24 protein-coding genes are annotated in these 24626 nt (G+C 66.7%); 2 read left to right on the top strand and 22 right to left on the bottom strand.

Annotated features, from left to right (window positions below; genetic code table 11):
- Positions 1-49 precede the first annotated feature (49 nt).
- From IPI56_02570 to rho, 8 genes are all read right to left on the bottom strand, one after another.
- On the bottom strand, positions 50-1438 hold the full coding sequence (locus IPI56_02570) for a phosphoglucomutase/phosphomannomutase family protein (protein ID MBK7544628.1): 1389 nt from the start codon (positions 1436-1438) through the stop codon (positions 50-52).
- Entirely contained in the window at positions 1438-2853 is a 1416-nt protein-coding gene (locus tag IPI56_02565; GenBank protein MBK7544627.1) for a transglycosylase SLT domain-containing protein, read from the bottom strand. Before IPI56_02565 ends, IPI56_02570 begins: the two co-directional genes overlap by 1 nt.
- Positions 2850-4100, bottom strand: a complete 1251-nt coding sequence (gene murA, locus IPI56_02560; protein ID MBK7544626.1) for a UDP-N-acetylglucosamine 1-carboxyvinyltransferase — start codon at positions 4098-4100, stop codon at positions 2850-2852. The genes IPI56_02565 and murA overlap by 4 nt, the downstream gene beginning before the upstream one ends.
- A 5-nt stretch (positions 4101-4105) precedes the next feature.
- Positions 4106-4969 (bottom strand): peptide chain release factor N(5)-glutamine methyltransferase, encoded by an 864-nt coding sequence (gene prmC / locus IPI56_02555; GenBank protein ID MBK7544625.1) that lies wholly within the window; start codon positions 4967-4969, stop codon positions 4106-4108.
- The gene (gene prfA, locus IPI56_02550; GenBank protein ID MBK7544624.1) at positions 4966-6033 is read right to left on the bottom strand and encodes a peptide chain release factor 1; all 1068 of its coding nucleotides are present in this window, start codon (positions 6031-6033) and stop codon (positions 4966-4968) included. The genes prmC and prfA overlap by 4 nt, the downstream gene beginning before the upstream one ends.
- Before the next feature lie 59 nt (positions 6034-6092).
- A complete protein-coding gene (rpmE, locus tag IPI56_02545) occupies positions 6093-6464 on the bottom strand; it encodes a 50S ribosomal protein L31 (protein ID MBK7544623.1) in 372 nt (123 codons plus the stop codon).
- A gap of 92 nt (positions 6465-6556) precedes the next feature.
- The gene (locus IPI56_02540) at positions 6557-7501 is read right to left on the bottom strand and encodes a M23 family metallopeptidase (GenBank protein ID MBK7544622.1); all 945 of its coding nucleotides are present in this window, start codon (positions 7499-7501) and stop codon (positions 6557-6559) included.
- A 38-nt stretch (positions 7502-7539) separates the two neighbouring features.
- Positions 7540-8895, bottom strand: coding sequence for a transcription termination factor Rho (rho, locus tag IPI56_02535; GenBank protein MBK7544621.1), 1356 nt, complete (start codon positions 8893-8895; stop codon positions 7540-7542).
- A 299-nt stretch (positions 8896-9194) separates the two neighbouring features.
- Here rho and IPI56_02530 point away from each other — a divergent pair, with 299 nt between their 5' ends.
- Entirely contained in the window at positions 9195-9728 is a 534-nt protein-coding gene (locus IPI56_02530) for a NifU family protein (GenBank protein ID MBK7544620.1), read from the top strand.
- 6 nt (positions 9729-9734) lie between these two features.
- Here IPI56_02530 and ndk read toward each other — a convergent pair whose 3' ends face one another.
- The 14 genes from ndk to IPI56_02460 all read right to left on the bottom strand — a co-directional run bounded on the left by ndk (position 9735) and on the right by IPI56_02460 (position 23894).
- Complete coding sequence (gene ndk / locus IPI56_02525; GenBank protein ID MBK7544619.1) at positions 9735-10199, bottom strand: nucleoside-diphosphate kinase; 465 nt, start codon at positions 10197-10199, stop codon at positions 9735-9737.
- A 67-nt stretch (positions 10200-10266) separates the two neighbouring features.
- Positions 10267-10713 (bottom strand): hypothetical protein, encoded by a 447-nt coding sequence (locus IPI56_02520; protein ID MBK7544618.1) that lies wholly within the window; start codon positions 10711-10713, stop codon positions 10267-10269.
- Positions 10714-10718: 5 nt separating this feature from the next.
- Positions 10719-11792 carry an isocitrate/isopropylmalate dehydrogenase family protein gene (locus IPI56_02515; GenBank protein ID MBK7544617.1) on the bottom strand — a complete coding sequence of 358 codons (1074 nt, stop codon included), beginning with the start codon at positions 11790-11792 and terminating at the stop codon, positions 10719-10721.
- 36 nt (positions 11793-11828) lie between these two features.
- The gene (locus tag IPI56_02510) at positions 11829-12449 is read right to left on the bottom strand and encodes a dephospho-CoA kinase (protein ID MBK7544616.1); all 621 of its coding nucleotides are present in this window, start codon (positions 12447-12449) and stop codon (positions 11829-11831) included.
- The gene (mutM, locus tag IPI56_02505) at positions 12437-13273 is read right to left on the bottom strand and encodes a bifunctional DNA-formamidopyrimidine glycosylase/DNA-(apurinic or apyrimidinic site) lyase (GenBank protein MBK7544615.1); all 837 of its coding nucleotides are present in this window, start codon (positions 13271-13273) and stop codon (positions 12437-12439) included. The genes IPI56_02510 and mutM overlap by 13 nt, the downstream gene beginning before the upstream one ends.
- Complete coding sequence (polA, locus tag IPI56_02500) at positions 13266-15983, bottom strand: DNA polymerase I (protein ID MBK7544614.1); 2718 nt, start codon at positions 15981-15983, stop codon at positions 13266-13268. The genes mutM and polA overlap by 8 nt, the downstream gene beginning before the upstream one ends.
- Before the next feature lie 6 nt (positions 15984-15989).
- Positions 15990-16541, bottom strand: a complete 552-nt coding sequence (locus tag IPI56_02495) for a TlpA family protein disulfide reductase (protein ID MBK7544613.1) — start codon at positions 16539-16541, stop codon at positions 15990-15992.
- A gap of 6 nt (positions 16542-16547) precedes the next feature.
- Positions 16548-16868: a thioredoxin gene (gene trxA, locus IPI56_02490; protein MBK7544612.1), complete on the bottom strand. Its 321-nt coding sequence runs from the start codon at positions 16866-16868 to the stop codon at positions 16548-16550.
- Between the two features lie 92 nt (positions 16869-16960).
- The gene (locus tag IPI56_02485; protein MBK7544611.1) at positions 16961-17422 is read right to left on the bottom strand and encodes a hypothetical protein; all 462 of its coding nucleotides are present in this window, start codon (positions 17420-17422) and stop codon (positions 16961-16963) included.
- Positions 17419-18225 carry an FAD:protein FMN transferase gene (locus tag IPI56_02480; protein MBK7544610.1) on the bottom strand — a complete coding sequence of 269 codons (807 nt, stop codon included), beginning with the start codon at positions 18223-18225 and terminating at the stop codon, positions 17419-17421. Before IPI56_02480 ends, IPI56_02485 begins: the two co-directional genes overlap by 4 nt.
- Positions 18218-19135, bottom strand: coding sequence for an FMN-binding protein (locus IPI56_02475; protein ID MBK7544609.1), 918 nt, complete (start codon positions 19133-19135; stop codon positions 18218-18220). The genes IPI56_02480 and IPI56_02475 overlap by 8 nt, the downstream gene beginning before the upstream one ends.
- Before the next feature lie 967 nt (positions 19136-20102).
- Complete coding sequence (locus IPI56_02470) at positions 20103-20585, bottom strand: transcriptional repressor (GenBank protein MBK7544608.1); 483 nt, start codon at positions 20583-20585, stop codon at positions 20103-20105.
- A 10-nt stretch (positions 20586-20595) separates the two neighbouring features.
- Entirely contained in the window at positions 20596-21888 is a 1293-nt protein-coding gene (locus IPI56_02465) for a (Fe-S)-binding protein (protein MBK7544607.1), read from the bottom strand.
- On the bottom strand, positions 21885-23894 hold the full coding sequence (locus tag IPI56_02460; protein MBK7544606.1) for an FAD-binding protein: 2010 nt from the start codon (positions 23892-23894) through the stop codon (positions 21885-21887). Before IPI56_02460 ends, IPI56_02465 begins: the two co-directional genes overlap by 4 nt.
- Positions 23895-24003: 109 nt before the next feature.
- On the opposite strand from IPI56_02460, the gene IPI56_02455 reads away from it, so the two are divergent.
- Positions 24004-24621: a superoxide dismutase gene (locus IPI56_02455; GenBank protein MBK7544605.1), complete on the top strand. Its 618-nt coding sequence runs from the start codon at positions 24004-24006 to the stop codon at positions 24619-24621.
- Positions 24622-24626: the final 5 nt, after the last annotated feature.

The raw sequence follows: 24626 nt of genomic DNA, 5'->3' as shown, positions 1-24626 counted from the left end.
TGTTCGCTTGCATCAAATCGGCCGTTCCTGTCGAATTTCCGTCGAAGCCTCACGCGCGCACCGCGGCCCACTCCTGGGCCTTGGCCACCAACTGGGCGGTCCGGGCGGAATCCGGGGTCTCGGCGTAAACGCGCAACAGGGGCTCCGTGCCGCTGGGCCGCAACAAAACCCAGGACGCGTCGTCGAAGACGACTTTCAACCCGTCCAAAGTCCGTCGCTCTTTCACGACACGGCCCGCGAATTTCTCCGGCACGCGCTTGGACACCGCCTCCGTCCAAAGGTTCTTGTCGGCGACCGGCGCGCGCAGCGGCGTGTCCGCGCGCTGAAAGGACGATGCGCCGTGGGCGGCGGCCAGTTCGCGCACCAACACCGAAAGGGGGCGTCCGGCGGCGGTGACCAATTCCATCAGCAGGAGTCCCATCAAAACCCCATCCCGCTCGGGGGTCCAGAGGCCCACGCCGTAGCCCCCGGATTCTTCGCCGCCCAACAGGACCCGCTTTTTTCCCATGACGTCGGCCACGTGCTTGAACCCGACGGGCACCTCCCCCCAGGGCAAGCCTTTCGCCCGGGCGAGGCGTTCGGAAACGTACCCCAACGACACCGCCTGGACAACGGCGCCCTTGAGCCGGCGGTTTTCGGTCAAATGCTGAAGGAGCAAAGGGAACACCGTGTGCGGGGGCAAATACGTCCCCGTCTCGTCGACCACCCCCAACCGGTCGGCGTCCCCGTCAAGAGCGAGACCCAGGGCCGCCTTGCGCGCGCGCACGGCCTCGATGAGGGGGGCCAAGTTCTTTTCAATCGGTTCCGGCGGCGTTCCGCCGAAGAGCGGATCCCGGTTGTCCCGCAAGAGGGTCCCCGGCCACCGCATCGCCGCGAACAGACGCGCCCACACCCGCCCGCCCGAGCCGTGCATGGCGTCCACCACCACGGGAAATTTTTTCCCCCTCCACAACGTCGGGTCGCGGCGGGCCAGAAGTCCCGTGGCGTAGGCGTCCAGGATGGGAAACCGCTCAATGGGCCCCGGGGGGGCGATCGGGTCCTCGGGGGTCAAAGCGTTTTCCAGGCGCGCGGTCCATTCCGGCGGGGCGGATCGGCCCGGCGGAATTTTGATTTTAAACCCGTTGTCCACGGGCGGGTTGTGACTCGCGGTGATCATCACCCCCGCGGCGGCCCGCAATCCCTTCAAGGCAAAGGAGAGCGCGGGGCTCGTGGTGGGCCCGTCCGCCAGGATGGGACGGTGTCCCCGGGCCGCCAACACATTCGCCGCCGAAAGGGCGAACTCCTCCGACAAAAAGCGATGGTCCCCCCCCAGGGCCACGCGCGACCGCGGCGGCAACACCCGCGCCAAGGCGTCGGCCGCGCGGCGGACGTTGCGGAAGGAGAACTCCGACGCGATTCGGCCGCGCCAACCGTCGGTGCCGAACCGGATCTCGTCCATCAATCGCCCTTGAACCCGCGGCCGGGGCGGATGACCAGCACCTGCCCGGGGCGGACCCGGTTGGGGTTCGTGATCTTGTTGTCGCGTTGGATGGCGGAGGCGGTGGTGCGGTATTTGAGGGCGATGCGCCCGAGCACGTCCCCCCTCTGCACTTTGTACCGCACGACGCCCGGGGACGGGGTCCAGTCTTTGATTTGGGCGAGCGCCTCCAAGAAACGGCCCTTGGTCCCGGCGGGCACGCGGAAAACAAATTCGCTCTCGTTCTGGGGCGTGCACCAGAGGCGCACCGACGGGTTCAATTCCCGCAGAATGTCTTCGGTGGTCTTGGCCGCGCCCGCCGCCACTTTCAGGTCCAACGGCTTTTCCAAAATGACTTCGTCGGGCGCCGGCCGGCGGCGGGGGTCGGGGGGGCGAAAACCGTGGGAGGCGAAATCCCGCGCGATGATCGCCATCGCCATCATTTTGGGAACATAGTGTTCCGTTTCTTTGGGCAGGCCCTGACGCTTCGACAACGCGTTGAAATCGGTCGATCGGGTGAACTCCAAATCCCGCTGGATACCGTACATGCCCCGGTTGTAGGCGGCCAGGGCCAGGGACCAGGCGTCGAACCACTCGAACAAGCTTTTCAAAACCTTGACGGCCGCCCGCGTGGATTTGACGGGGTCGCGGCGCTCGTCGATCCAATAGTTCACTTTGAGACCCGCGTAACGGGCCGTCGTCGGCATGAACTGCCACATTCCCACCGCGCCCGCGCGGGACACCGCGAAGGGTTGGTATTCGCTCTCGACGATGGGCAAGTACAAAAGCTCCTCAGGAAGGCCCTCCGCCCGCAGGGTCTTGAGAATCATTTCCTGGTGGACCGCCATGCGATCGAGGGCGGCCTGGGTGCGCTCCTTGAGCGGACCGGTGTACAACGCCACGTACTTTTGGACCAAGGGGTCTTCGGGGGAGACCACGAACTGGTAATTGTGGGGGCCGCCCTCCGGCCCGGGCCCGCCGAGAAAGGTCGGGACGATGGTCGTCGTGGGTTCCGCGGCGGCGTCCGCCCCCGCGGCGGAATCCGGGTTGGGAATCGCCCAAAGGGACGCGATGCGGTGTCGCGCGTCCAGCACGGAGGCGTCGTCCGCCTTGTCGGCGAACAATTTAAGGGCGCGGGCGTAGGCCCGCCGCGCGGCGCGCGGGTCCCCTTCCGCCTGGGCCGCCGCGCCCTCGGCCATCAGGCCCTCCGCTTTGCTCATCCAGGCGGGCCGCGGCGGCGGCGCGGCCACGATAACCACGTCCTCGTTGGGCCCCTCGAGAGCGGCGCCCTCCACGTCCGAGTAAGGCGACGTCGACACCATCGGCCCCGCCAAGTCCTCTTGCGCCCGCAGAAACCCGGGCGTCCCGATCACCGCCAAAACCAAAAGGAACCTCATTGCGGCACCCGCCGCACGTTCGCCCCCAGGGCGCGCAACTTTTTTTCGAGCCGCTCGTAGCCCCGATCCAGATGATAAACGCGAAGGATTTTCGTCGTGCCCCGGGCCGCCAACCCCGCCAACACGAGGGCGGCACCGGCGCGCAGGTCGGAAACCATCAAAGGGCAGCCGGACAGGGCCGGCACGCCCTCCACCACGGCGCGGTGTCCGCGGATGTCGATGCGGGCGCTCATGCGCGTGAGCTCCTGGGCGTGCAAAAACCGGTTTTCAAAAATATCCTCTTCGATGACGCTGCGGCCGCGGGTGAGCGTCATGAGCGCCATCCACTGGGCCTGCATGTCCGTTGGGAAACCGGGGTAGACCCGGGTGCGAATCGACACCGGCTTGAGGGGTTTGACCCATTGGGCGGTGAGGCGATCCCCGGCGGTTTCGATGCGCAGCCCCGCCCGCTGAAGGGCTTTGATCACGGCGTCCAGATGGGACGGCGCGACGCGGGTGAGGGTCACCCGGCCCTTGGTGAGGGCGGCGGCCACCAGGAACGTGCCCGCCTCGATCCGGTCGGGGATCACCCGGTGGCGGCACCCCCCGAGGCGCTCCACACCGGCGACGGTCAAACGGTCCGTGTCCACGCCCTCAATCCGGGCGCCCATGGCGGTCAACATGGCCGCGAGGTCGCCGATTTCCGGCTCCCGGGCCGCGTTCTCGATGACGGTGCGGCCGCGCGCCAGGGCGGCGGCCATGAGGACATTTTCCGTCGCGCCCACACTGGGGAACGGCAGACGCACCCGCCGGCCGGTCAATCGGCCCCGGGCGGAAATGTATCCCTCTTTGACCGTGACCTCGGCGCCGAGGGCTTCGAAGGCTTTGAGGTGGAAATTCACGGGCCGGGCGCCGATGGCGCAACCGCCGGGCAACGACACGTCGGCGCGTCCCAGACGGGCCAGCAACGGGCCCATGACAACAACGCTGGCCCGCATCCGCCGGACCAGATCGTAGGGGGCCTGGGCGCGCAGCGCGCCGCGCTTGCGGATTTCGACGCGGTCGCCGGTCCAGACGACGGCTTTCCCGAGTTTCTCCAAAAGCTTGACGGCGGTGCGGATGTCCTGCAGGTCGGGCACGTTGTCCAGCACGACCTCCTCGTCCGTCAACAACGCGGCGAACAGGCACGGCAACGCCGCGTTCTTGGACCCCGACACCCGGACGGTGCCCTTCAGCCGCCGTCCGCCCTTGATGACAAACCCGTCCAAACGAATCATCGCGCGCCTCCCACGAACCGGTCCACCCCGGCAAAATCGTTTTCCATCCAAACATCCCGAAACCCCGCCGCCGCCAACAGCCCCGCCACGGCCGCGGTTTGACCGCGACCCGTCTCCAGGAACACGCGCCCGCCCGGAACCAGGGCGGCCGCGGCCTGCGGCGCGAAACGCCGAAACAACGCCAGCCCGTCCGCCCCCGCGAGGAGAGCCAACGGCGGCTCCCGACGGACTTCGCGACTCAAACCCGCCCATTCCCCCACCGCGACGTACGGCAAATTGGCCACGATCGCGTCGAAGGACGCCGGCGGCATACCCGCCGCCAGATCCCCCCGAAGAAAATCCACGCGGTCCTCCACGCCCCAGCGCCGGGCGTTCCAGCGGGCCACCGCGAGGGCCGCCACCGAGACATCCACCGCGGTCACTTGCGCCGCGGGCCACCGACGCGCCAAGGCGATGGCCAAGCCGCCCGCCCCCGTGCCGATGTCGGCCGCCCGCCGCGGCGGCCGCGCCCCGAGGGCGCGCTCCACGCGGTCGAAGAGTTCCTCGGTTTCCGGCCGGGGGATGAGCACGTCCGGCGTCACCGTGAGGGTCGTGTCGCGAAAATCCCATTCCCCCAGCAGGTACGCCAGGGGCCAACCCGCCGCCCGCTGCGCCGCCAACGCGGCGCGCGCGGCCTCGGCTTCCGCCGGCCAGAGGTCGGCGCCCCGGGCGTCGATCGCGGCGCGGGAAAACCGGCCGGCGCGGGCCACGATTTCACGGGCTTCCCCCCGGGCGTTCGACACCCCCGCGGCCGCCAGGGATCGGGCGGTTTCTTCGAACACGCCGGCCACGTCCCGGCGGTCGAGGACGGCGGGGGTCACGCCAGATCCAACTGGGCCAGCCGTTCCGCTTTCTCCGCTTTCGCGAGGGCGCCGTGAATGTCTTGCATGTGCCCCTCCAGGATACGGGGCAGATTGTGAAAGTTCTCGTTGATGCGGTGGTCGGTGATGCGGTCCTGGGGAAAATTGTAGGTGCGGATTTTTTCGTGGCGCTCGCCCGTCCCCACCTGCGCGCGGCGCAGGTGGCGGCGTTCCGCTTCCAGGCGTTCCTGCTCCGCCTGGTAGAGCTTCGCTCGGAGCATGGTTAAGGCCTTGGCGCGGTTTTTCATCTGGCTGCGCTCGTCCTGGCAGGCCACCACCACCCCCGTCGGCAAGTGGGTGATGCGAACGGCCGACTCGGTTTTGTTGACGTGCTGGCCGCCGGCGCCGGACGCCCGGTACACGTCGATGCGCAGGTCGACGGGGTTGATGGAGACGTCCACTTCGTCCGCTTCGGGCAACACGGCCACCGTGGCGGTGGAGGTGTGCACCCGCCCGGACGCTTCGGTCGCGGGCACCCGCTGGACCCGGTGAACGCCGCTTTCAAATTTGAACACGCCGTAGGCGCCGTCGCCTTTGATGCCGAAAGTGATGTCTTTGTAGCCCCCCAGGCCCGTCGGGCTGGAGGAATAGGGCTCCAGGGCGAAGCCGCGGTCCTGGGCGTAACGGGCGTACATGCGGTAGAGGTCGCCCACGAAGATCGCCGCCTCGTCCCCCCCCGTGCCGGCGCGGATCTCGACGATGCCGTCGCGGTCGTCGCGGGGGTCCCGGGGGATCAGGAATTCCTCCAACTGTTTTTCCAAGACGGATCGACGGTCTTCCAGGGCGCGGGTCTCCTCTTCCGCCAGGGCGCGGAGGTCGGCTTCGGAGGATTGGAGGAGGGTCGCCGCCTGGGCCAGATCCGCTTCCACGCGGCGCAGGGCGCCGATTTTTGCCACGGCGGATTCGAGGCGCTTGAATTCCCGCCCGAGGGTTAGGAAGTCGGCGGCGTTGCGGCCCGCGGATTCCGCCAAACGGTCCTGGAGGGTCCGGTGTCGCTCCTCCAATTGAAGGAATTTCGGGTTCATGCGGTCCGCACGAAAAAGAAACGCCCCCGTCGCCGGGGGCGTTCAGGAAACCGGATGGGCTAACCGGCCTTGGCCGGCGCTTTGGCCGCCTTTGGTTTTTCCACTTTGCCGGTTTTGACTTTGAGGCCCGGCTTGGGGGTGCTGCGCAACACTTTTTCCGCCTTTTTGGCCCCGGCTTTGGCGGGGGCCGTCGCCTTGCGGGCGACGGGCTTGCGGGCGACGGTTTTTCCACCGGTGGAGGCGTAGCGCTTTTCAAAGCGTTCCACGCGCCCCGCGGTGTCCAAGAGCTTCTGCCGGCCCGTGTAGAACGGGTGGCACTGGGAACAAATTTCCAGGCGAACCTGTTTCGCCGTCGAGCGGGTCACGAAGGTGCTGCCGCAGGCGCAGGACACGGTGACCTGTTGATAGTTGGGGTGGATGCCGTCTTTCATTTCAACCTCGCTGTGATTGATTCAAAAAGAAAAACCCCGGGCCCGGAAGGGTTCGGGGAAACCGAAGGCGGTATTATAGCTTAAAATCGCCGCTAAAACAGATACTTTTTGGGGTTCATCGTGTTGCCGTAGCGGTCGCGCACCTCGAAATGGAGGTGGGGGCCGGTGGCCTGGCCGGAACTGCCCACCCGGCCGATGAACTGCCCCTGTTTGATTTTGTCGCCCGCTTGCACATCGATGGTGGAAAGGTGGCCGTACCAGGTGCAAATTCCGTTGGCGTGCTTCAAAATGATCAACCGCCCGTAGGCCCCGCGCCAGCCGGCGAAAATGACGCGGCCTTCCCGGGCGCTGCGCACGGGCGACCCGGCCGGCCGGGGCATGTCGAGCCCCTGATGGAACCGCCGCGTCCGGGAAATGGGGTGGCGCCGCATGCCGTAGCCCGAGGAAATCATCCGTTGGCCGCGGGACCAGGCCACCGGCAAAATGTAATCGGAAAACCGGAGCCTCACCGTGGGGAGGAACAACACGCTGCCGGCCTCCAGCCACGCCCCGGACAAGAGCGACACGCCGGAGAGCCCGTTGGCCCGCGCGACGGACTCGGGCTTGAGGTTGTAGCGCTTGGCGATGTCCTGGAGGGACTCGGGCCGGCCGTTCTTCTCCCGCACCTGGTAAAGCATGCCGAGCCCGTTGTGCACCAGGAGGGTTTTGCCGGGGGGGAGGTTGACCGAGGCGAGACGGTTGGTGCTGCGCAGATAGTCCGGACCCGAGCCGAAGGTCTTGGCGACCGAGGACAGCGTGTCCGTGTCCCGCACCTCGTATTGCCCGACGACCACGCGGCCCAACTTGCCCAGGGCGGCGAAGGTGTCGGCGGTGGGGCCGGGCAGCGAGGGCGCGGACGTCAAAAGCAGGGCGTCCGAAAACGACGCCGTCGGGCCCGCGCTGACCGGGAACGACGCGCCGCCCCCGGTGGCCAGGAAGGCCACCAGCGCGGCCGCGAGCAACACGGCGCCGTACAACAGGTCCGTCGGTCTCTTCATCCCTTTAAGGATAAGCCGCCGACGCGCCGATTTCAAGCTTATTTGTCCATGCTCGAGACTTCCATGGAACGCAGGAAGTCTTTGTTGGATTTGGTGGCGGAGATCTTTTCGATCAACAGCTCCATGGCGTCGACGGGGGTCATGGTCGAGAGCACCTTGCGCAGGATCCAGACCTTGTTGAGCTCGTCGGGGCTGAGCAACAGCTCCTCTTTGCGGGTCCCGGAGCGGTGCATGTCGATGGCGGGGAACACGCGGCGGTCGGCGAGCTTGCGGTCGAGGTAGACCTCCATGTTGCCGGTGCCTTTGAATTCTTCGAAGATCACGTCGTCCATGCGGCTGCCGGTTTCGACCAGCGCCGTGGCCACGATGGTGAGGCTGCCGCCCTCCTCGATGTTGCGGGCGGCGCCGAAAAAGCGTTTGGGGCGCTGCAGGGCGTTCGAATCCAAACCGCCCGACAGCACGCGGCCCGACGACGGGGTCACCGTGTTGTAGCCGCGCGCCAGGCGCGTGATGGAGTCCAACAGGATCACCACGTCCTTGCCGCACTCCACTTGGCGCTTGGCCTTTTCAATGACCATCTCGGCGACCTGCACGTGCCGGTCGGCGGGCTCGTCGAATGTCGAGCTGATGACCTCGCCCTTGACCGAGCGCTGCATGTCCGTGACCTCTTCGGGGCGCTCGTCGATCAGGAGCACGATGAGGGACACCTCGGGGTGGTTCTCCGTGATGGCGTTGGCGATTTTTTGAAGGAAGATTGTTTTGCCCGTGCGCGGGGCCGCGACGATCAACCCACGCTGGCCCTTGCCGATGGGGGCCACGAGGTTCAGAACCCGGGTGTTCGTTTCTTCTTTTTTTGTTTCGAGGTTCAAGCGGGTCTGGGGGTAGAGCGGGGTCAGGTTGTCGAAGAGCGGACGGTGCATGGCCTTCTCGACCGGGTCGCCGTTGATGGAGTGCACCTGGAGCAGGGCGAAAAATCGTTCCTGGTCCTTGGGCGGTCGCACCTGGCCGGCGACGGTGTCGCCCTTGCGCAGGGCAAACTTTTTGATTTGGCTGGGGCTGATGTAGATGTCGTCGGGCCCCGGCAAATAGTTGTAATCCGGGCTTCGCAAAAAGCCGAACCCGTCTTGCAGGACCTCCAAGACCCCCTGGCGGACCAACTCGCCCGATTCGCGCGCCTGGGCTTCCAAAAGGCGGGCGATGACTTCTTGACGGCGCATGCCCGCCACGGAGACCTTCAAATCCTCGGCGAGTTTCATCAATTCGCCCATGGGCGCGCGGGACAGCACCGCGGCTTTGAGGTGGCGCGACGGGACGTTGCCGCCCGCGGGCGCGCCGCCGGGAATGCCCGCGGCGGTGCCGGGGGCGGGGTGGGGATTCGAGGGGTGATTTTCCATGGAGGTCTCCTTCGGAGGACGGGGGGGTCCGTTGTAATGCCGCCGCTCGTTTCGCGCAAAACGCGCCGAACGAAAATCCCTTCGCGGTCGGGGTGTGGGGTTTGATTGATCCAAGTTGAGTCTGTGTGTTTGCCCTCGGTGGGCGTTCTGCGTCGGTCCGGGTGTTTCAGCGGGGAGCGCGGCGAACGGCGATTTTGGACAACCGAGGAGGAAACGCCGTCATTATACACGCGCCACGCGCCCTGTCAAGCCCCGTTCTGTTTTTTCTATAATAGAAGGAAACAAAACCAGGGCGGACTATGATCAAAATCATCGAAGTGCAGGCCACACCCAATCCGGACGCGCTCAAGTTCATCGCCGACGCGCGGCTCGTTGATCGCGGCGCCAAATCCTACGAGGACGCGGCCGCCGCCCAGGGGCACCCCCTGGCCGAGGCGCTCTTCGCCGCGGGCCCGGTCGCCTCGGTGTTCCTCCTGGACCGCTTTGTCACGGTGACCAAATTCCCCAACGGGGACTGGGCCGCGCTCGAACCCAAGATCCGCGCCGTCCTGGAGGCGCAGGCCCAACCGGCGGCGCCCGCGGCGTCCGAAACCGCCGCCGGCGGCGAGGACATCCTGGCGCGCATCAACGCGGTGATCGATGAAAACGTCCGGCCCGCGCTCGCCGGGGACGGCGGAGGGCTTCAGGTCGTCGACTTCTCGGACAACATCCTCTCGGTCCACTACCAAGGCGCCTGCGGCGGCTGCCCCAGCGCCAGCGCCGGCACCCTCTTCGCCATCCAAAACCTGCTCCAGCGGATGGTCGACCCCAAAATCCAAGTCGTTTCGGTTTAATTCCCCCTACGCCGACGGGGCCATGTCGGGGGCGGCCCAGCGTTGCGGGTCGTAGGGCGCCAAATCCTCCGCCGAAAAGAAAAAGGCCGTTTCCCGCGCGCCGCTGGCCGGGGAATCGGACCCATGGATGAGGTTCCGCCGGTTGTCGGTGCCCCATTGGGCGCGCAGGGTGCCGGGGGCCGCCGCCTTGGGGTTGGTGGCGCCGATGAGCGCGCGCGCGCGCCGCACGACATCCTCCCCCCGCCAGGCCATGACCACGGCGGGTCCCGAGGTGATGAACTTGAGCAACCCCTCGTAAAAGGGCTTCCCTTGGTGCTCCGCGTAAAACTCCCCCATGCGTTCCGCCGTTGGGCGGACCAGGCGCATCGCGGTCAATCGAAAACCTTCGCTCTCCAACCGATCGATGATTTTCCCCACCACGGCCTTGCCCACGCCGTCGGGTTTCACAATTAAGCAGGTCAGTTCTTCCACGGTCGATGCTCCTTCCACTCGGGGGATGTTAACTTGAAATGGCTTGCGCTCAACCGAGAGTAACAGGTTAAGGCAGGTATTCCGACCGCCACCCCTCGGCGGCCGTGTAAGTCACGGTCGTGTCCCAGGGGATCCCGGCTTTGAATTTAAAACTCAACGGTTGGAGACGCTGGGCGAAGGATTCCACGTCCTCCTTCGGGGGGAGAGGAGGCGCCGGCGCGGGATCCGGCCCCGTCAACGACCGCCCGTGAACATCCACAATCGCCGCGCGCGGGCGGGGGGCTTCCTCCCAGGCCACCGAGACGGCGTTGACCCCGGGCGGGAAATCCGCGCGGCGCCCTTCCCGAAGGTAGGTCGCGTCGTGCAGACGCAGGACGACCCACCGCGTGTCGGGATCCAGGTCCTTGAAAAGCGCCCGCAGCCGGACGGGATCGTTTTCCGCCGTTTCGCAAAAGACAACGCCGTTGCGAATCCCGGTTCGCGCTTTCCCCGACCCTTTCCCCCCGGGTTCCAAAAGGCTTACCCTCGCAATTTTCGAATGATGGCGTCGCCCATTTCCTTGGTGCCGACGGCCGTCGGGTCCGTGGGCGCGGGCTTGAGGTCGTAGGTCACACTTTTCCCCTCGGCGATGACGGCGGCGATGGCGGCTTCGAGTTTTTGCGCGGCGGCTTTTTCCCCCAGGTGCTCGAGCATGAGCACCCCGGACAACAAGACCGCCGTGGGGTTCACCTTGTTCATGCCCTTGTACTTTGGCGCGGAGCCGTGCACGGCCTCGAAGAGGGCGATCTCCTTGCCGTGGTTGGCGCCGGGGGCGATGCCGAGCCCGCCGATGAGCCCCGCGCACAGGTCCGACAAAATGTCGCCGTACAAGTTGGGCAGGCAGATCACGTCGTAGAGTTCGGGCTTTTGGACCAACTGCATGCACATGTTGTCGATCAACCGCTCCTCGTATTCGATGCCCGGGTATTGCCTGGCGACTTCCTGGGCCACTTTAAAAAAGAGGCCGTCGGTGTATTTCATGATGTTGGCCTTGGTCACCGCCGTGACTTTCCGCCGCTTGTGGGCCACGGCGTAATCGAAGGCGAATTTGACGATCCGCTCGGTGCCCGTGCGGGAAATGGGCTTGATGGAAATCGCCGCGTCCGGAAAAATCTTGCCCTTGGCCCAGCCGATGATTTCCTTGGCCTCCATGGACCCCGCCTCGTATTCCACCCCGGCGTAGAGGTCTTCGGTGTTCTCGCGCACGACCACCAGGTCGATGTTTTCGTAACGGGAGCGCACGCCCTTGTAGGACTTGCAGGGCCGCAAACAGGCGTAGAGATCCAGCTCCTTGCGCAGGGCGACGTTGACGGAGCGGAACCCCGTCCCGATGGGGGTGGTCAAGGGCCCCTTCAAGGCGACTTTGTTTTTTCGGATGGAGGCCAGCACGTTCTCCGGCAAGGGCGTGCCGGTTTTTTCGGCGATGTCGGCGCCCGCCTCAACGACGTCCCAGGCAATTTTGACGCCCGTGGCTTCCAGCACGCGCTGGACGGTGGCGGAAATTTCGGGCCCGGTGCCGTCGCCGGGAATCAACGTGACGTTGTGGATGGTCATGGGTCTCTCCTTAAAGGAAAATTTGGTTTCGTTATTCTAGCGCATTTCCCGGGCGATCAAATCATTCACGGCGGCGCGCAAAGCCGCCCGGGTTCCGTCGTTGACCAGAACGAGATCCGCCCGGCGACGCTTTTCGGCCGGGGGCATCTGCGCGGACAAACGGCGCCGGACCTCCGCCGCCCCCCAGCCCCGGGACCGCGCCAAACGCTCCCGCACGACCCGCGCCGGGGCCCAGACGACGAGGGTCTTGTCCACCCCTCGGTCGAAGCCCGCCTCAAACAGCAGCGGCACTTCGAACACCAGCCAGCCCCGCCGGTGGGCGTGGCGGCGTTTCCGAAAAACCCGGCGGACGACGGGGTGCAAAATCCGCTCCAGGGCGGACCGGGCGCGCGCGTCCCGAAACACCACCGCCGCGACCTGCGCCCGGTCCGGACGGCCCGAGGGTCCAAGCACAGCGGGCCCGAACAAGCGCGCGACCCGCCGACGCACCCCGGGGTTCCTTTCCAACGCGGTCCGCACGACCGCGTCGGCGCTCAACACGGCCGCGCCCCGGGCCGCGAGGAGATCCAGCGCCGTGGATTTCCCGGCGCCGAGGCCCCCCGTCAAACCGACGACGACGGGCGGACCGCTTCGCAAAGGGGCTTTCACTTTTGGCATTGGGGGCAGTAAACGGTTCCTCGGCCGTTGACTTTCACGCCGCGCAGGGGCGTTTCGCAGCGCGGGCAGGGGCGGCCCGCTTTTCCGTAGACTTCCAGTTTCTCCCGGGCCCGGCCCCGTTCGCCCCGGGCGTCGCGGTAATCCCGGAAGGAAACCCCCCGGTGGGCGATCCCTTGATTCAACACTTTTTGGATGTTGGCGGCCAGGACCGGGATGTCCGCCGACCGCAACGTCCGGGCCCGCCGGGTCGGCCGGACCCCCGACAGGAACAACGCCTCGGTGACGTAGATGTTGCCGAGACCGGCCAGCCGCCGCTGGTCCAAGAGAGCGGACTGGACCCGGGCGCCGCACCGCCGCAAGGACCGGCCCCAGGCCGCCACGTCCCAGCCGTCCCCCAGGGGCTCGGGGCCCAGCGCCCGCACGGACGGGTCGGCCGACCAATCGGCCGCCCGCCAAAGCTCGCCGAACCGCCGCGTGTCGCAAAAGTTGAGGCAGCTTCCATCGGAAAAGAAAATCAGCGCCCGGGCGTTGGGGCGGGGCGGTCCGAAGATCAATTGACCCGTCATGCGCAGGTGGACCAAGAGGGCGGACCCATCGTCCCAGCGCACGCCCAAATATTTGCCCCGCCGCAGGACTTCCCGGGCGGTGCGGCCGAACAGGGCCGCCGCGAAGGCCGCGGGCGTTTCCCGCCGGCGCGCCCGACCGTCGGGCCCGAACCCTTGGACAGCGCGGGGGTCCGGCACCTCCACCCGCGTGACGGTCCGGCCGGGCAACAGGGCGGCCAAGTCCCGGCGGACCGTCTCCACCTCGGGCAATTCAGGCACGGCGCTTCGTCATGTCGGCCCAATTGGGGCCGGTTTTCAAATCCACCACCACGGGGACGTCCAGGGCCAGCGCCGACTCCATGGCTTTGCGCAGGGGCTCCGCGACCGTCGCCAGCTCATCGCGGGGCACCTCGAACAACAGGTCGTCGTGCACCTGCAGCAGCATGCGCGCGGCCCAGCCTTTTTTTTCGATGAGGCGGGCGACATCGCGCATGGCGACCTTGATGATGTCGGCCGAGGTTCCTTGGATGGGCGTGTTCATGGCCGTGCGTTCCGCGAAGGCGCGCACCGCGGCGTTGGCCGCCTTGATCTCCGGCAGATAGCGCCGCCGGTTGAGCAGGGTCGTCACATACCCCTTCGCCCGGGCTTCCTCGACGATGGCGGCGATCCATTTTTTCACGCCGTGGTACTTGTCCAGATAGGCGTTGATGTAGGCCTGGGCCTGGCCGATGGGCAGGCCCAGCTGCTGCGCCAGCCCGAACCCCGTTTGCCCGTAAACGATGCCGAAATTGACGGATTTGGCCACCCGCCGCTGGTCCTCCGTCACGGGAGCGCCCGCGGCGAGGCCGAAAATGTCGCGCGCCGTGGCGGCGTGGATGTCCTCCCCCCGGCGGAAAGCCGCCGTGAGGGCCGGGTCGCCGGACACGTGGGCCAACACCCGCAGATCGATCTGGGAGTAGTCCGCCGAAAGGAAAACGCACCCGCTCGCGGGGACGAAGGCGCGCCGAATCTTTCGCCCGTGCTCGGTGCGGATGGGAATGTTTTGCAGATTGGGGTCGGAGGAGGACAGCCGCCCGGTGGCCGTCCCCGCCTGGTTGAAGCGGGTGTGCACCCTCCCCGAGGGCTTGACGGTTTCCAACAGGCCGTCGATGTAGGTGCTCTTGAGCTTCGCCAGTTCCCGGTGGACGAGGATCCGCTCGGGCAGCGGGTGTTGGGGCGCGAGTTTTTGCAGGGTCTCTTCGTCGGTCGAAAATCCGGTTTTGGTTTTCCGCACCACCGGCAGTTTCAATTTTTCAAACAACACCTGGGCCAGTTGCTTGGGCGAGTTGACGTTCAAGGGACCGCCCGCCAAGGCGTGGATCTCTTTTTCGACGGCGAGGAGGGCGTGGCCGAACTCCTTGGCCAACCCCTCCAGGTAGGGCACGTCGAGGCCGATGCCCGCCGTCTCCATGCCGGCCAGGACGGGCACCAGGGGCATTTCCACCTCGTGGAAAAGATTTTCGAGGCCCTTTTCCTTTAAGTCGGTCTTCATGAGCGCCGCGAGCCGGAGCGTGACCTCGGCGTCGGCGGCGGCGTAGGGGGCGGCGTCCTCCACTTTCACCTGGTCCATGCCGATCTGATTCGCCCCGGTCCCGATCAGTTGCCCGATGGGCGTCATGGCCTCCCCGAGCAAATCGAGGGCCAGCGCCTTGAGACCGTGGTTCGGCCGGGACGGGTGGAGGCAATAGGAGCCCACCAGGGTGTCGAAGGCCAAAGGCGAGAGGGGCAGGCCCGCCGCCGCCAAGATCTGGCTGTCGAATTTAAGGTTCTGCCCCACCTTCGGCAGCGCCGGGTCGATGAAAAGGTCCTTGAGCGCGGCGCGGACCTCTTCAAAGGGAAGTTGGACGGGATCCCCCAGCGCCCGGTGGCCGATGGGAACATACCAGCCTTCGCCGGGGGCCATAGCCAGGGCGATGCCCACGAGGCGGCTGTCGACGGTGTCCGTGCCCGTGGTTTCCACGTCGACCGAAAGTTCCTCGGCCTTGCGCGCCCGGGCCACCAACGCCTTTAATTCATCCTTCGTCAACACCACCCGCACGCGGCGGGGCGCGGCCACGGGAGCGGGAGGAGCCTCGGGCGTCGAGGGAACGGGCGCGGTGTTCAATTCCGGCAAAAGGCTGTTGAACTCCCACCGTCGAAGGAAATCCGTCAGGGACGGCGGGGGGACGGCCGGGGGCCGCGCCGCGTCCAGATCCAATTCCACCGGGGCGTCGGTGTCCAAGGTCACCAGGTCGCGGCTCATCCGGGCGTCTCTTTCGTGGTCGCGCAATTTGTCCCGGAGCGCGCCTTTGACCTCGTCGAGGTGTTTGTAGATCCCATCGAGGGTCTTGTATTTTTGAAGGAGCGCCGTGGCGGTTTTCTCCCCCACCCCGGGCACCCCGGGCACGTTGTCCGACGCGTCGCCCGTGAGCGCGAAGAAATCGAGGAGCTGGCCGGGCGTCAGGCCGTACTTTTGCTCCACCGCCGCCGGGTCGTAGCGCACGCCCCGCGATTCGTTAAACACCGTCACGGGACCGCCCACCAGTTGCAGGGCGTCCTTGTCCGCCGTGACGATCACGACCGGCCATTTTTTTTGGGCGCCCCGGTGGGCGAGCGTCGCGATGAGGTCGTCGGCCTCGTGTCCGGGCACCGCCGCCTGGGCCAATCCCCAGGCCTCCACCAAATCCCGCGCCAGGGGCAGTTGGAACTTCAAAGCGTCCTCGATGGGTTTGCGGTGGGCTTTGTATTCGGGGTAAGCCTTGTGGCGGAAGGTCGGGCCGGGGGAGTCGAAACAGACCACCAGCCGCGCGGGCTTTTCTTGCTTGAGGATTTTCAAAAGCATGCGGGCGAAACCGTAGAGGGCGCCGACGGGTTCGCCCCGGGAGTTGTTGAGGGGCGGCAGGGCGTGGTACGCCCGGTGAAGATAACCGTGGGCGTCGACCAAAATAAGAGGACCGCGTTCGGCGGTCATGGCGGTTTAGCTTTTCAGCAGGCGGTCGATGGTTTTGCGCCAGTCGTCGCTGAAACCCGGGGCGAACCCGGACCATTGGTCGACCAAGCGGCCCTCCCGGTCGACCACCACGAAGTGGGGAATGCCCTCGGCCCCGTAGGCCGAGGCCGTGGCGGAGTCGGGATCCATCAAAACGGGGTGGGCGGTCTTTTTTTTCTTCAGGAAGGCGCGCAGGGCGTCGATGTCTTCGTCGACACTCACGCCGATCACCCGCACCGGTTTGCCTTTGTAGTCCGCGTGCAGGCGCTCCACCGAGGGCATGGAAATGCGGCAGGGCGGGCACCAGGTGGCCCAGAAGTCGATGAACACGACGTTTCCTTTGAGGGAGGCCAGGGAGACGGTTTCGCCCGTCAGGGACTTAAGAGCGAAGGCCGGGGCCGCGCCGGGGGCGGTTGGCGTCGCTTCCGTTGGGGCGGCCGCGGGAGCGCGGTCGGCCGCCGACGGACGGCAGGCGGCCAACAGCAGGGCCGCCGCCCACAAAGCGGGCCCCCGTCGGACCGATCGAAGCGGGAAGGGCACCGGCGCCTATTTCAACAGCGCGTCGAGTTTTTCTTTGATGTCTTTTTTGGAGTGGACGCCCACCATCTGCTCGACCACCTGGCCGCCCTTGAAGAGCAACATGGTCGGGATGGCGGAGATGTTGTAGCGCGAGGCGGTGTCGGGGTTTTCGTCGGTGTTCATCTTGCCCACGACGACCTTGCCGGCGTATTCTTTCGCAACCTCTTCGACGATGGGGCCCAGCATGCGGCAAGGGCCGCACCAGGGGGCCCAAAAATCCACCAAAACGGGTTTCGACGATTTCAGGACGTCTTTTTCAAAACCGCTGTCGGACAGTTGAACTTCCATGGGTCAAACTCCTTTCGATGAGGCGTCTTTGTATTGCAACACGGGGGACACGGGAAAGTTCCCGAACGCCGGAATCGCCGGATCGCATTTTACTACACGCCCGGCCGCCCGGCAACCGCCGCCCGGCGGGCGTGGACGAGAAGCGGCAGGGGCAGAAGAAAACCCAGGGCCGCGTGGGCGATTTCGAGCACGCGGCGCAGACCTTCGTGACCGGCGTAATACAAGCCCCAGCCCGAAAGCGCCAACCCGGCCACGGGGGCCAGGAGTAAAATGGCCGAGGGGCGCCGTTGGCCCGTGGCCCAGCCCGCGGGCACGTGGCGCGTCAACAGGGATCCGACGGCCAGCAAACAAAGACCGGCGGACAGTCCGTGGAGGGACCGCGCGGGGGATTCGATCCAATGGCGCTCCAACCCAAAGGCGCCTTCGCTCCGCCCCCAATAACGCGCCCCCAACACGACCGCCCCCGAAACCCAAGACAGCGCAAAGACGGCGTGCACCAGCGCCCGGTGGACGACCGGGAGTTTGGCGGCGTGGGAACCGCGGCCGTGTTTCACGGGATCACCCGGGCGTTAAAAATCGCCAACACCCGCCGCGCCCGGGAGGGCGCCAGGAGGGCCACTTTGGTCAGGGCGTCGGCCCACAGGGCCCGGGGCGCCGCCACCGTCACGCCCCGTCCCCCGGGCACGCAACGACCGCGGCGAACGTAGGGGGCGCGGCGGGCCCGGGCGTGGAGGAGCGGCGCCGAGGTCGCCACCGCGCCGGACGCCGTCGCGCCGAACGGGCGGACCGCCCCCCGGCGACGGTCGTCGCGCCGCCACAGGGGGGCGGTTTCGCCAAAAGAGGCCGTGTCGCCCCCGGCGTTCACCCGGGCGCGGCGGACCCCCGCGTCGCGCAAAACGGCCAGGGCCCGGTCCACCGCCTGGCCCTTGGCGATACCGCCCAGATCGATCCACAGCGGACGCCGAAAACGGACGCGGCCTCCGGACAACAACCGCACGTCCCGGCCGGAGGCCCGGGGATCGGGGCGGGGCGCGCCGGGCGCGGGGGGCCGAAACCCCGCGCGCCACAGAGCACCGCCGGTGGCGATATCGAACACGCCCCCCGACGCGCGCGTCAGCCGCGCCGCCGCGCGCAAAAGGCGGTGGGTTTGGGGGTGGACCCGCACGGGGATCCGGTGCGCCGCGCGGTTCAACCGCGCCACGTCGCTGGCCGGTTCGAAATAGCTCATCCGCCGCTCGAGGCGCTCGACGGCGTCGAAGGCCCGCCGCAGTCCCGCCTCCACCGCGCGGCGGGGCCCCGCGGCCGAAATCACGACGAAGGTGCCCAGCAGGGGACGCGCGCGCGTTTGTTCAATCACGGAAACTCTCCGTTAACGCCAAAACCCGCCGCACGCCCTCGGTGAGGTGGCGGCAGGAGAGGGTGGCCCCGGTGATGTTCTTGATGTCCACCGTGAAGCGCGGAAGGGGATCGCGGCGGCGTCCGGCGAACTGGCGCCGCCAGCGGGGGTTGCGCACTTCGCCCCCGTAGGATTCTTTGTAGCTCAAAATTTCCACCCCTTGAACCACCCCGTCGGTTGAAACGCCGACGGCGTAGGTGAGGAACTCGTGTTTGCCGATCACGCGGTCCACCACCACATGGCCCAGCGCGCCCCGGCCGCCCTGGACCGTCCACACCGCGGGCGGGGCCGGCCAGGCGGGCGCGCCCGCGCGGCGCGGCGCCGCCGCGAGCGCGGCCTCGTCCATCGCCCGGGGCTCGAACCCCCGGGCGTCGGGGAAGAGGACGCGGCCGGCTTCCTCGGCCGTCAAATAATCGGCGGCCACGACCACACCCGCCGGCGCGGCCAGGAAGGGAAGCGCGGCCCAGGTCTTGGATTTCAGAACAAGTATCCCATCGCGGCGTTCCACTGGTCCACCCCGGTGCCGGCGCGGTTTTTGTTGTCTATAAACTCGCCCTTCAGGACCACCGTCGAGATCGGCTTGTACGTCAGGCCGTAGACGATCTCCGTGCGGTCGTTGGCCGGGTTGGCCGAAAATCCCGACGGGACCCGCGCCTGGGTGTTGTAACGCTCGTAGCGCACGAAGGGCGACAGGCTCGCCCTCGCCTCCGTGCGGGACAACACGTTGAAGGCCACCTGGCCGTAGGCGCCCCACAGCGCTTCGCCGATCGAATTGTTGCCCGCGAGGCCCTGGGCCGCGTTCACCCGGTCGGCGTCGTCGAGGGTCGCGCGGCTGTAGAGGGCCCGCAGTTCCCAGCCGGAGCGATTCCATTCCCCGTGGGTTTCCCACAGCGTGGTTCGGGCGTCAAGCTTTTCACCGCCCACCACGGCGTTCTGACCGGACGGACCCGTGTAACAGGAACCGCCCACCAACAGGCCGGGCACGCCCGTGTAATCCAGGCGACCCACCAGGGCCATATCCTCGGCCAAGGCGCTCGAGCCTTTCTGTCGTCCGTCGCGGAAACCGCTGGACGCCGAGAATCCCTTGACCTTGTCGGTCGTTCCGCCGAGGGCGGTGTCTTTCAGCGCCTGCAGGCCGTTCACCAAGTAGGCCCGGTAAGACAGGGGGCCCGCCTGGCCGAACACCCCAAACCCGTTTTCCCGCCAGGTGGTGGGGATGATGTTTCGTTCCACGTTCGGCCGCAGAGTGCCGTGGTAGATCGGCGGCTCGTGCAGTTCGTTCAAAAAGCCCACGGGGAGGAGCAACAGACCGGCGCGAAAATTCAAGGCGGGGCTGTGGAGGTAGTCCACGTTGACCATCTCGACGGAGACCTCGCCGCGCTTGTCCTCGGCGGCGTGCTCGATCTCGACTTCGGAATTGATCAGGAACTTGTCGGAGAATCGGTAGCCCACATAGAGGACGTAGCGCAGGAAGTCCAACTGGTCGGTTTTACCGGAAGCCGTCCCGTTGTCTTTACGGGCTTCGAAATTCTGATACACCATCTCGCCGTAACCGCCCAGGGTCACGCCCTCTTTGAGGTGGTAGACCTTGGAGGCCGCGGGGGCCAGGCCGAAAACGGGCTTGTGCACCGCGCCCTCTTTTCCGTTTTTTAAAGTTTCAAATTCGCGCACCAGCGCGTCGTACTTTGATTCCAAAACGGACAGCCGATCGGCCTCCTCCGCGCGCACCGTCGACAACGCCGCGCCGAGGCACAGGGCGGCCAATCCCATTTTGAACAGTTTCATACGGTCATTCCCCCATAATTGAAATAAAATTTCAATGCATCGACAAAAAAAATTTACGCTTTCCCCGCGCAGGGAGCGCATCGGCCGAACACCTCGTGGCGGTGGCGCAGGGGCACAAAACCCAAACGGCGGCATTCCCGTTCCTGCACCTTTTCGATTTCGGGCCACTGGACCTCTTGGATGACGCCGCAATCCACGCACACCAAGTGGTCGTGGTGGGGCCGCTCCATCTTGATTTCGTACCGCGGCCGGCCGTCTGTGTCGTAAACGCGGTCGACCAACTCGGCCTCTTCCAACAGTTTCAAGGTGCGGAACACCGTGACCTTGCCGATCCCCTTCGCTTTGAGGGCGGCGTAGATTTCTTCCTGGGTCAGGTGGCGGTCGGCGGCGAGGAGATGGTCGAGGATGTCGTCCCGCTGGTGCGTCTGGACGAGCCCCTTTTTACGGACGTGCGCGTGAAAGACCTCGCGGATTTTTTCCGCGAAGCCGCCGCGCCCCGCCGCCCAGCGGGGAAAGAAGACGAGCTCGGTTTTCATAATTGAAATATTATTTCAACTTGGATTGTTTGTCAAGGGCCCGGGCGAAAAACTCCGCCACGTGCAGGGCGCGGACGGCCCCCCCGGCGCGGCGCAGGCCCGCCCGCAATTGAAGCAGGCAGGACACGCTGGAGGTCAGGACCACGGCCGCTCCCGTCGCGAGGATGTGCGCCGTTTTGCGCTCCCCCACGGCCCGCGACACGGTCGGCTGCATGAATTGGTAGGTCCCCCCGCCGCCGCAACACTGGTCCGCCTCGGGCAGTTCCCGGTAGTCCACCCCCGGCGCCCCCCGCAGCAGGCGGCGGGGCTCCTCGATCAGCCCCTGGGCGTAGCGGGCCTTGCAAGCGTCATGGTAAGTGACGGCCCCCTCCGTGCTTGGGGCGGGAATCGGGTGCGCGTTCAACCACTCCAGAAGATCGCGGGTCCGTCGGGCCACGGCCTCCGCGCGCGATTTCCAGGCGGTGTCATCTTCGAACAACGTCGGCCAATCCTTGACCGTCGCGGCACAGGACGAATCGTCCACCAGAACGGTGGCGGACGGGTGTTTTTCCAACAGCGCGATGTTGATACGCGCCAACCGGCGGGCGGCCGCGCGGTCCCCGAAGCTGATTCCGGGCAAACCGCAACACACGTTGTCCGCCCCCCCGGCTTTCACACCCTGAACTTTTAAAATGCGCGCGGTCGCGCGGCCGATTTCGGGCGAGACGCAATTGGGCCCGCAGGCCAAAAATTGCAACACGGCGGCGTCGGACGGCGCGGACGGCAATTCCCCCCGCAGAAACCGCCGCGGGGGCGTTTCGACCAGGGATTCGGCGGCGGCGAGGCGGGGGTGAATCCAGCCGAGGAACCCCGCCCGGTTCAACAAACCCGAAATCCCCAACCGCTTTCCCCAAAAAAGAATCTTAAGAAAAGTTTCAAAGAACCGGGGGCGCGGCAGGAGCACGCGCAGCACAAGAGTCGCCAAAGGCGAGCGGCCAAGGGCGTCGTGGGTTTTCTGCCGCGCCGACCCCATGAGTTTCGCCGTGGGCACCTCGGCGAAGCAGACCGAGGTGCAAACGCCGCACAGGAGGCAGGTGTCGAAGGCCCGCTGTCCATCGGCCGGATCAAGCCGCCCTTCCAGGAACGCCCGCCAAGCTTGGTTGCGGCCCCGGGGGGAAAGGCTCTCGTCGCCCGTGGCCAGATAGGTGGGGCAGAAAGACGTGCAGAACCCGCACCGGTTGCAGTGCATGGCCGCGTCGTAGGCCCGTTGCTCCTCCGGCGAGAGCCCCGTCGCGGGGCGGGATTCCAGGTCGGGATTTTTCATGGCCGCTCAAAAAGAACCGGGTTGATCCGGTTCTCGGGGTCGAAGGCTTTTTTGATGGGCGCGAGGTCGTCCCGGTTCCAAAATTCGGGGCGGGGGGCGGGCACGGCTTCGCCGACCGCCGGCGCGGCGTGGAGACGGAAAGTGACGTCCAAAATCACGCCCAGGGCGCCCCAGGCCCCGATGAAAAGTTTTGCGGCGTCGTAGCCGGCCACGTTTTTCATGACGGGCGCGCCGAAGCGGACCACGGTCCCGTCCGCCAGCAAAACCGTCATGGCCAGGATCTGATCCCGCAAGCGGGGCGACCGGCAAGCGTTCCGCGACAGGATCCCTCCCAGGGTGCCTTCGCCCGCCGCGTGCAGGTGTTGGCCGGTGTGGGTCAGGGCTCGGTCGACATCCGCGAGGGTGGCGCCGGCCTCAACGGTGAGGACCAGGTTTCCCGGGTCGTGGCGGAGGACGCGGTTCAAGGCCGTGGTGTCGAGGCACGGCAAGGACGCCTCCCCCGCCAGGCGATGGCCGGTCCCACCGATGACGAAGGCTTGTTTTTCCCGGGCCGCCCAACGGACGGTGAGTTCAGCCTCGGCCGCGGAGGTTGGCCGCCAGACGGGCCCCGCCGGAACGGCGGCCGCGGGGATCACGGTCGTTGTCGTCGGCAATATCTTGTGGGGGTTGGACAGGTGGGCGGGGTCCACGGCCGCTTTGATGCGCCCGAAAAGCCCCAGGGTCTCGGGCGAAAAGAGCCAGGTCATGGCGGCCCGCTTGTCGGAGCCGATGCCGTGTTCGCCGGAAATGGACCCGCCCAAGTCAACGCAGGCGCGCAACATCTCTTGCCCGGCGGCCTTGACGCGGGCGGTCTCCCCGGCGTCGCGCTCGTCGAAAACCATGTTGGGATGCAAGTTGCCGTCCCCCGCGTGGGCAATAAGGCCCATGCGCACCCCCGCGCGGTCGGCGATGGCGCGCATGGCGCGGACCGCCTCGGGCAGTTTGGTGCGGGGCACGACGCCGTCCTCCACGAGCACGTTGGGCGCCAGCCGCGCCATGGCCGGGTAGGCCCCGCGGCGCCCTTCCCATAGTTTTTCCCGCTCCCGGTCGTTGGTGGCCACCCGCAGGTCCCGGGCGCCGTTTTTTCGGCAGAAGGCCCGGGCCCGTTCTCCTTCCTCGGCGACCCGCGCGGGGTCCCCGTCCACCTCCACCAGGAGCACCGCTTCGGCGTCCCGGGGGTACCCCGCTTTGACGAAGGCTTCCACGGCCTCCACCGTCAGGCGGTCCATGACCTCGAGGGTGGCCGGCACGACCCCCGCCGCGATGGTGTCCGTCACCGTCTGGGCGGCGGCCTCCATGGACGGGAACGCCGCCAAAAAGGTCTCCACCACCGGGGGCTGGGGCAGAAGGTTGATTTCGATTTTGGTCACCACCCCGAGCGTGCCCTCGGAGCCGACCCAGAGGGCCGTCAGGTCGGGACCCGGGTCGTCCACGGAGAACCGGCGGAGAGTGCCGTCGGGCAGGGCGACCTCCAGTCCCAGGACATGCGTCGAGGTGACGCCGTATTTAAGGCAGTGCGGGCCCCCGGCGTTCGTGCCCACGTTGCCGCCCAGGGTGCAGGCCTTTTGGCTGGCCGGGTCGGGCGCGTAAAAGAGCCCCCGGGGGGCGAGGATCTTTTGCAGATGAAGGTTGACCACGCCGGGCTCGACCCAGGCGCGGCGGCGTTTTTCGTCGATCGACAACACGCGGTTGAGACGCGACAGGTGGATCACCATCCCGCCGGTGGGCGCCACGGTGCCCCCGCAGAGGTTCGTGCCGGCGCCCCGCGCCACGAAGGGGATTCCCCGGGAGACGGCGGCACGAATGGCCAAGGCGACCTCCTCGGCCGTGCGGGGCAGGACCACCAGTCCGGGCAAGCGCTTTTCCAGGGCGGCGTCGTAGGCGTAGGAAAAAAGATCCCCCGGGGCCGAGAGAACGCGGTCGGCCCCCAAGCTTTGACGCATCAGCTCGTCGAAAGGGTCGGGCATGAGCCCATTTTACCGTATCCGCGAGGGGGGAAATAGTAAAATTGGCTTCCTCGCCCTGGGGCGGGGTTGGTTTTGGGGACACACGGTCCCGACTATTGAGGAGGGCTTTATGAACACGTCCCGTTCGTCCGCATCGACCCCGCTCGCCTTGCCGCCGTTGCCCTACCCCGACGACGGCCTGGCCCCGTATATTTCGAAAAACACGCTGTCTTTCCACCACGGGAAACACCATCGCGCCTACGTCGACAATTTAAACAAACTGCTCGCCGGCACCGAACGGGGCGACGGGCCGCTGGAAAAGGTCGTGCGCGACGCGGCCGGATCAGCGGCGGACACCGCGGTGTTCAACAACGCCGCCCAAGCGTGGAACCACGCGTTTTATTGGAAGAGCCTTCGCCCCCGCGGCGGGGGCGTGCCGCCGGCGGCCCTGCGGGACAAGATGCAATCGTCGTTCGGCGACGTGGAAACCTGCCGCCGGGAATTCGCCGCGGCCGCTTTGGCGCAATTCGGTTCCGGTTGGGCCTGGCTGGTCGAAAACAGCGGCCGCTTAAATATCCTAAAAACATCCAACGCCGACACGCCGTTGACCCTGGGGGTTCGACCCCTGCTCACCATCGACGTTTGGGAACACGCCTACTACCTGGACCATCAGAACCGCCGGGCCGACTACGTGACCGCGGTGCTCGACCACCTGATCAATTGGGAATTCGCTTTAGAAAACCTGTGATTCCC

This window comes from Elusimicrobiota bacterium (genome assembly GCA_016706425.1).
In the GTDB taxonomy this organism is placed as follows: domain Bacteria; phylum Elusimicrobiota; class Elusimicrobia; order FEN-1173; family FEN-1173; genus JADJJR01.
Note: the sequence above shows the minus strand (reverse complement) of the source record. Positions and strands in the feature narration are given on the sequence as shown.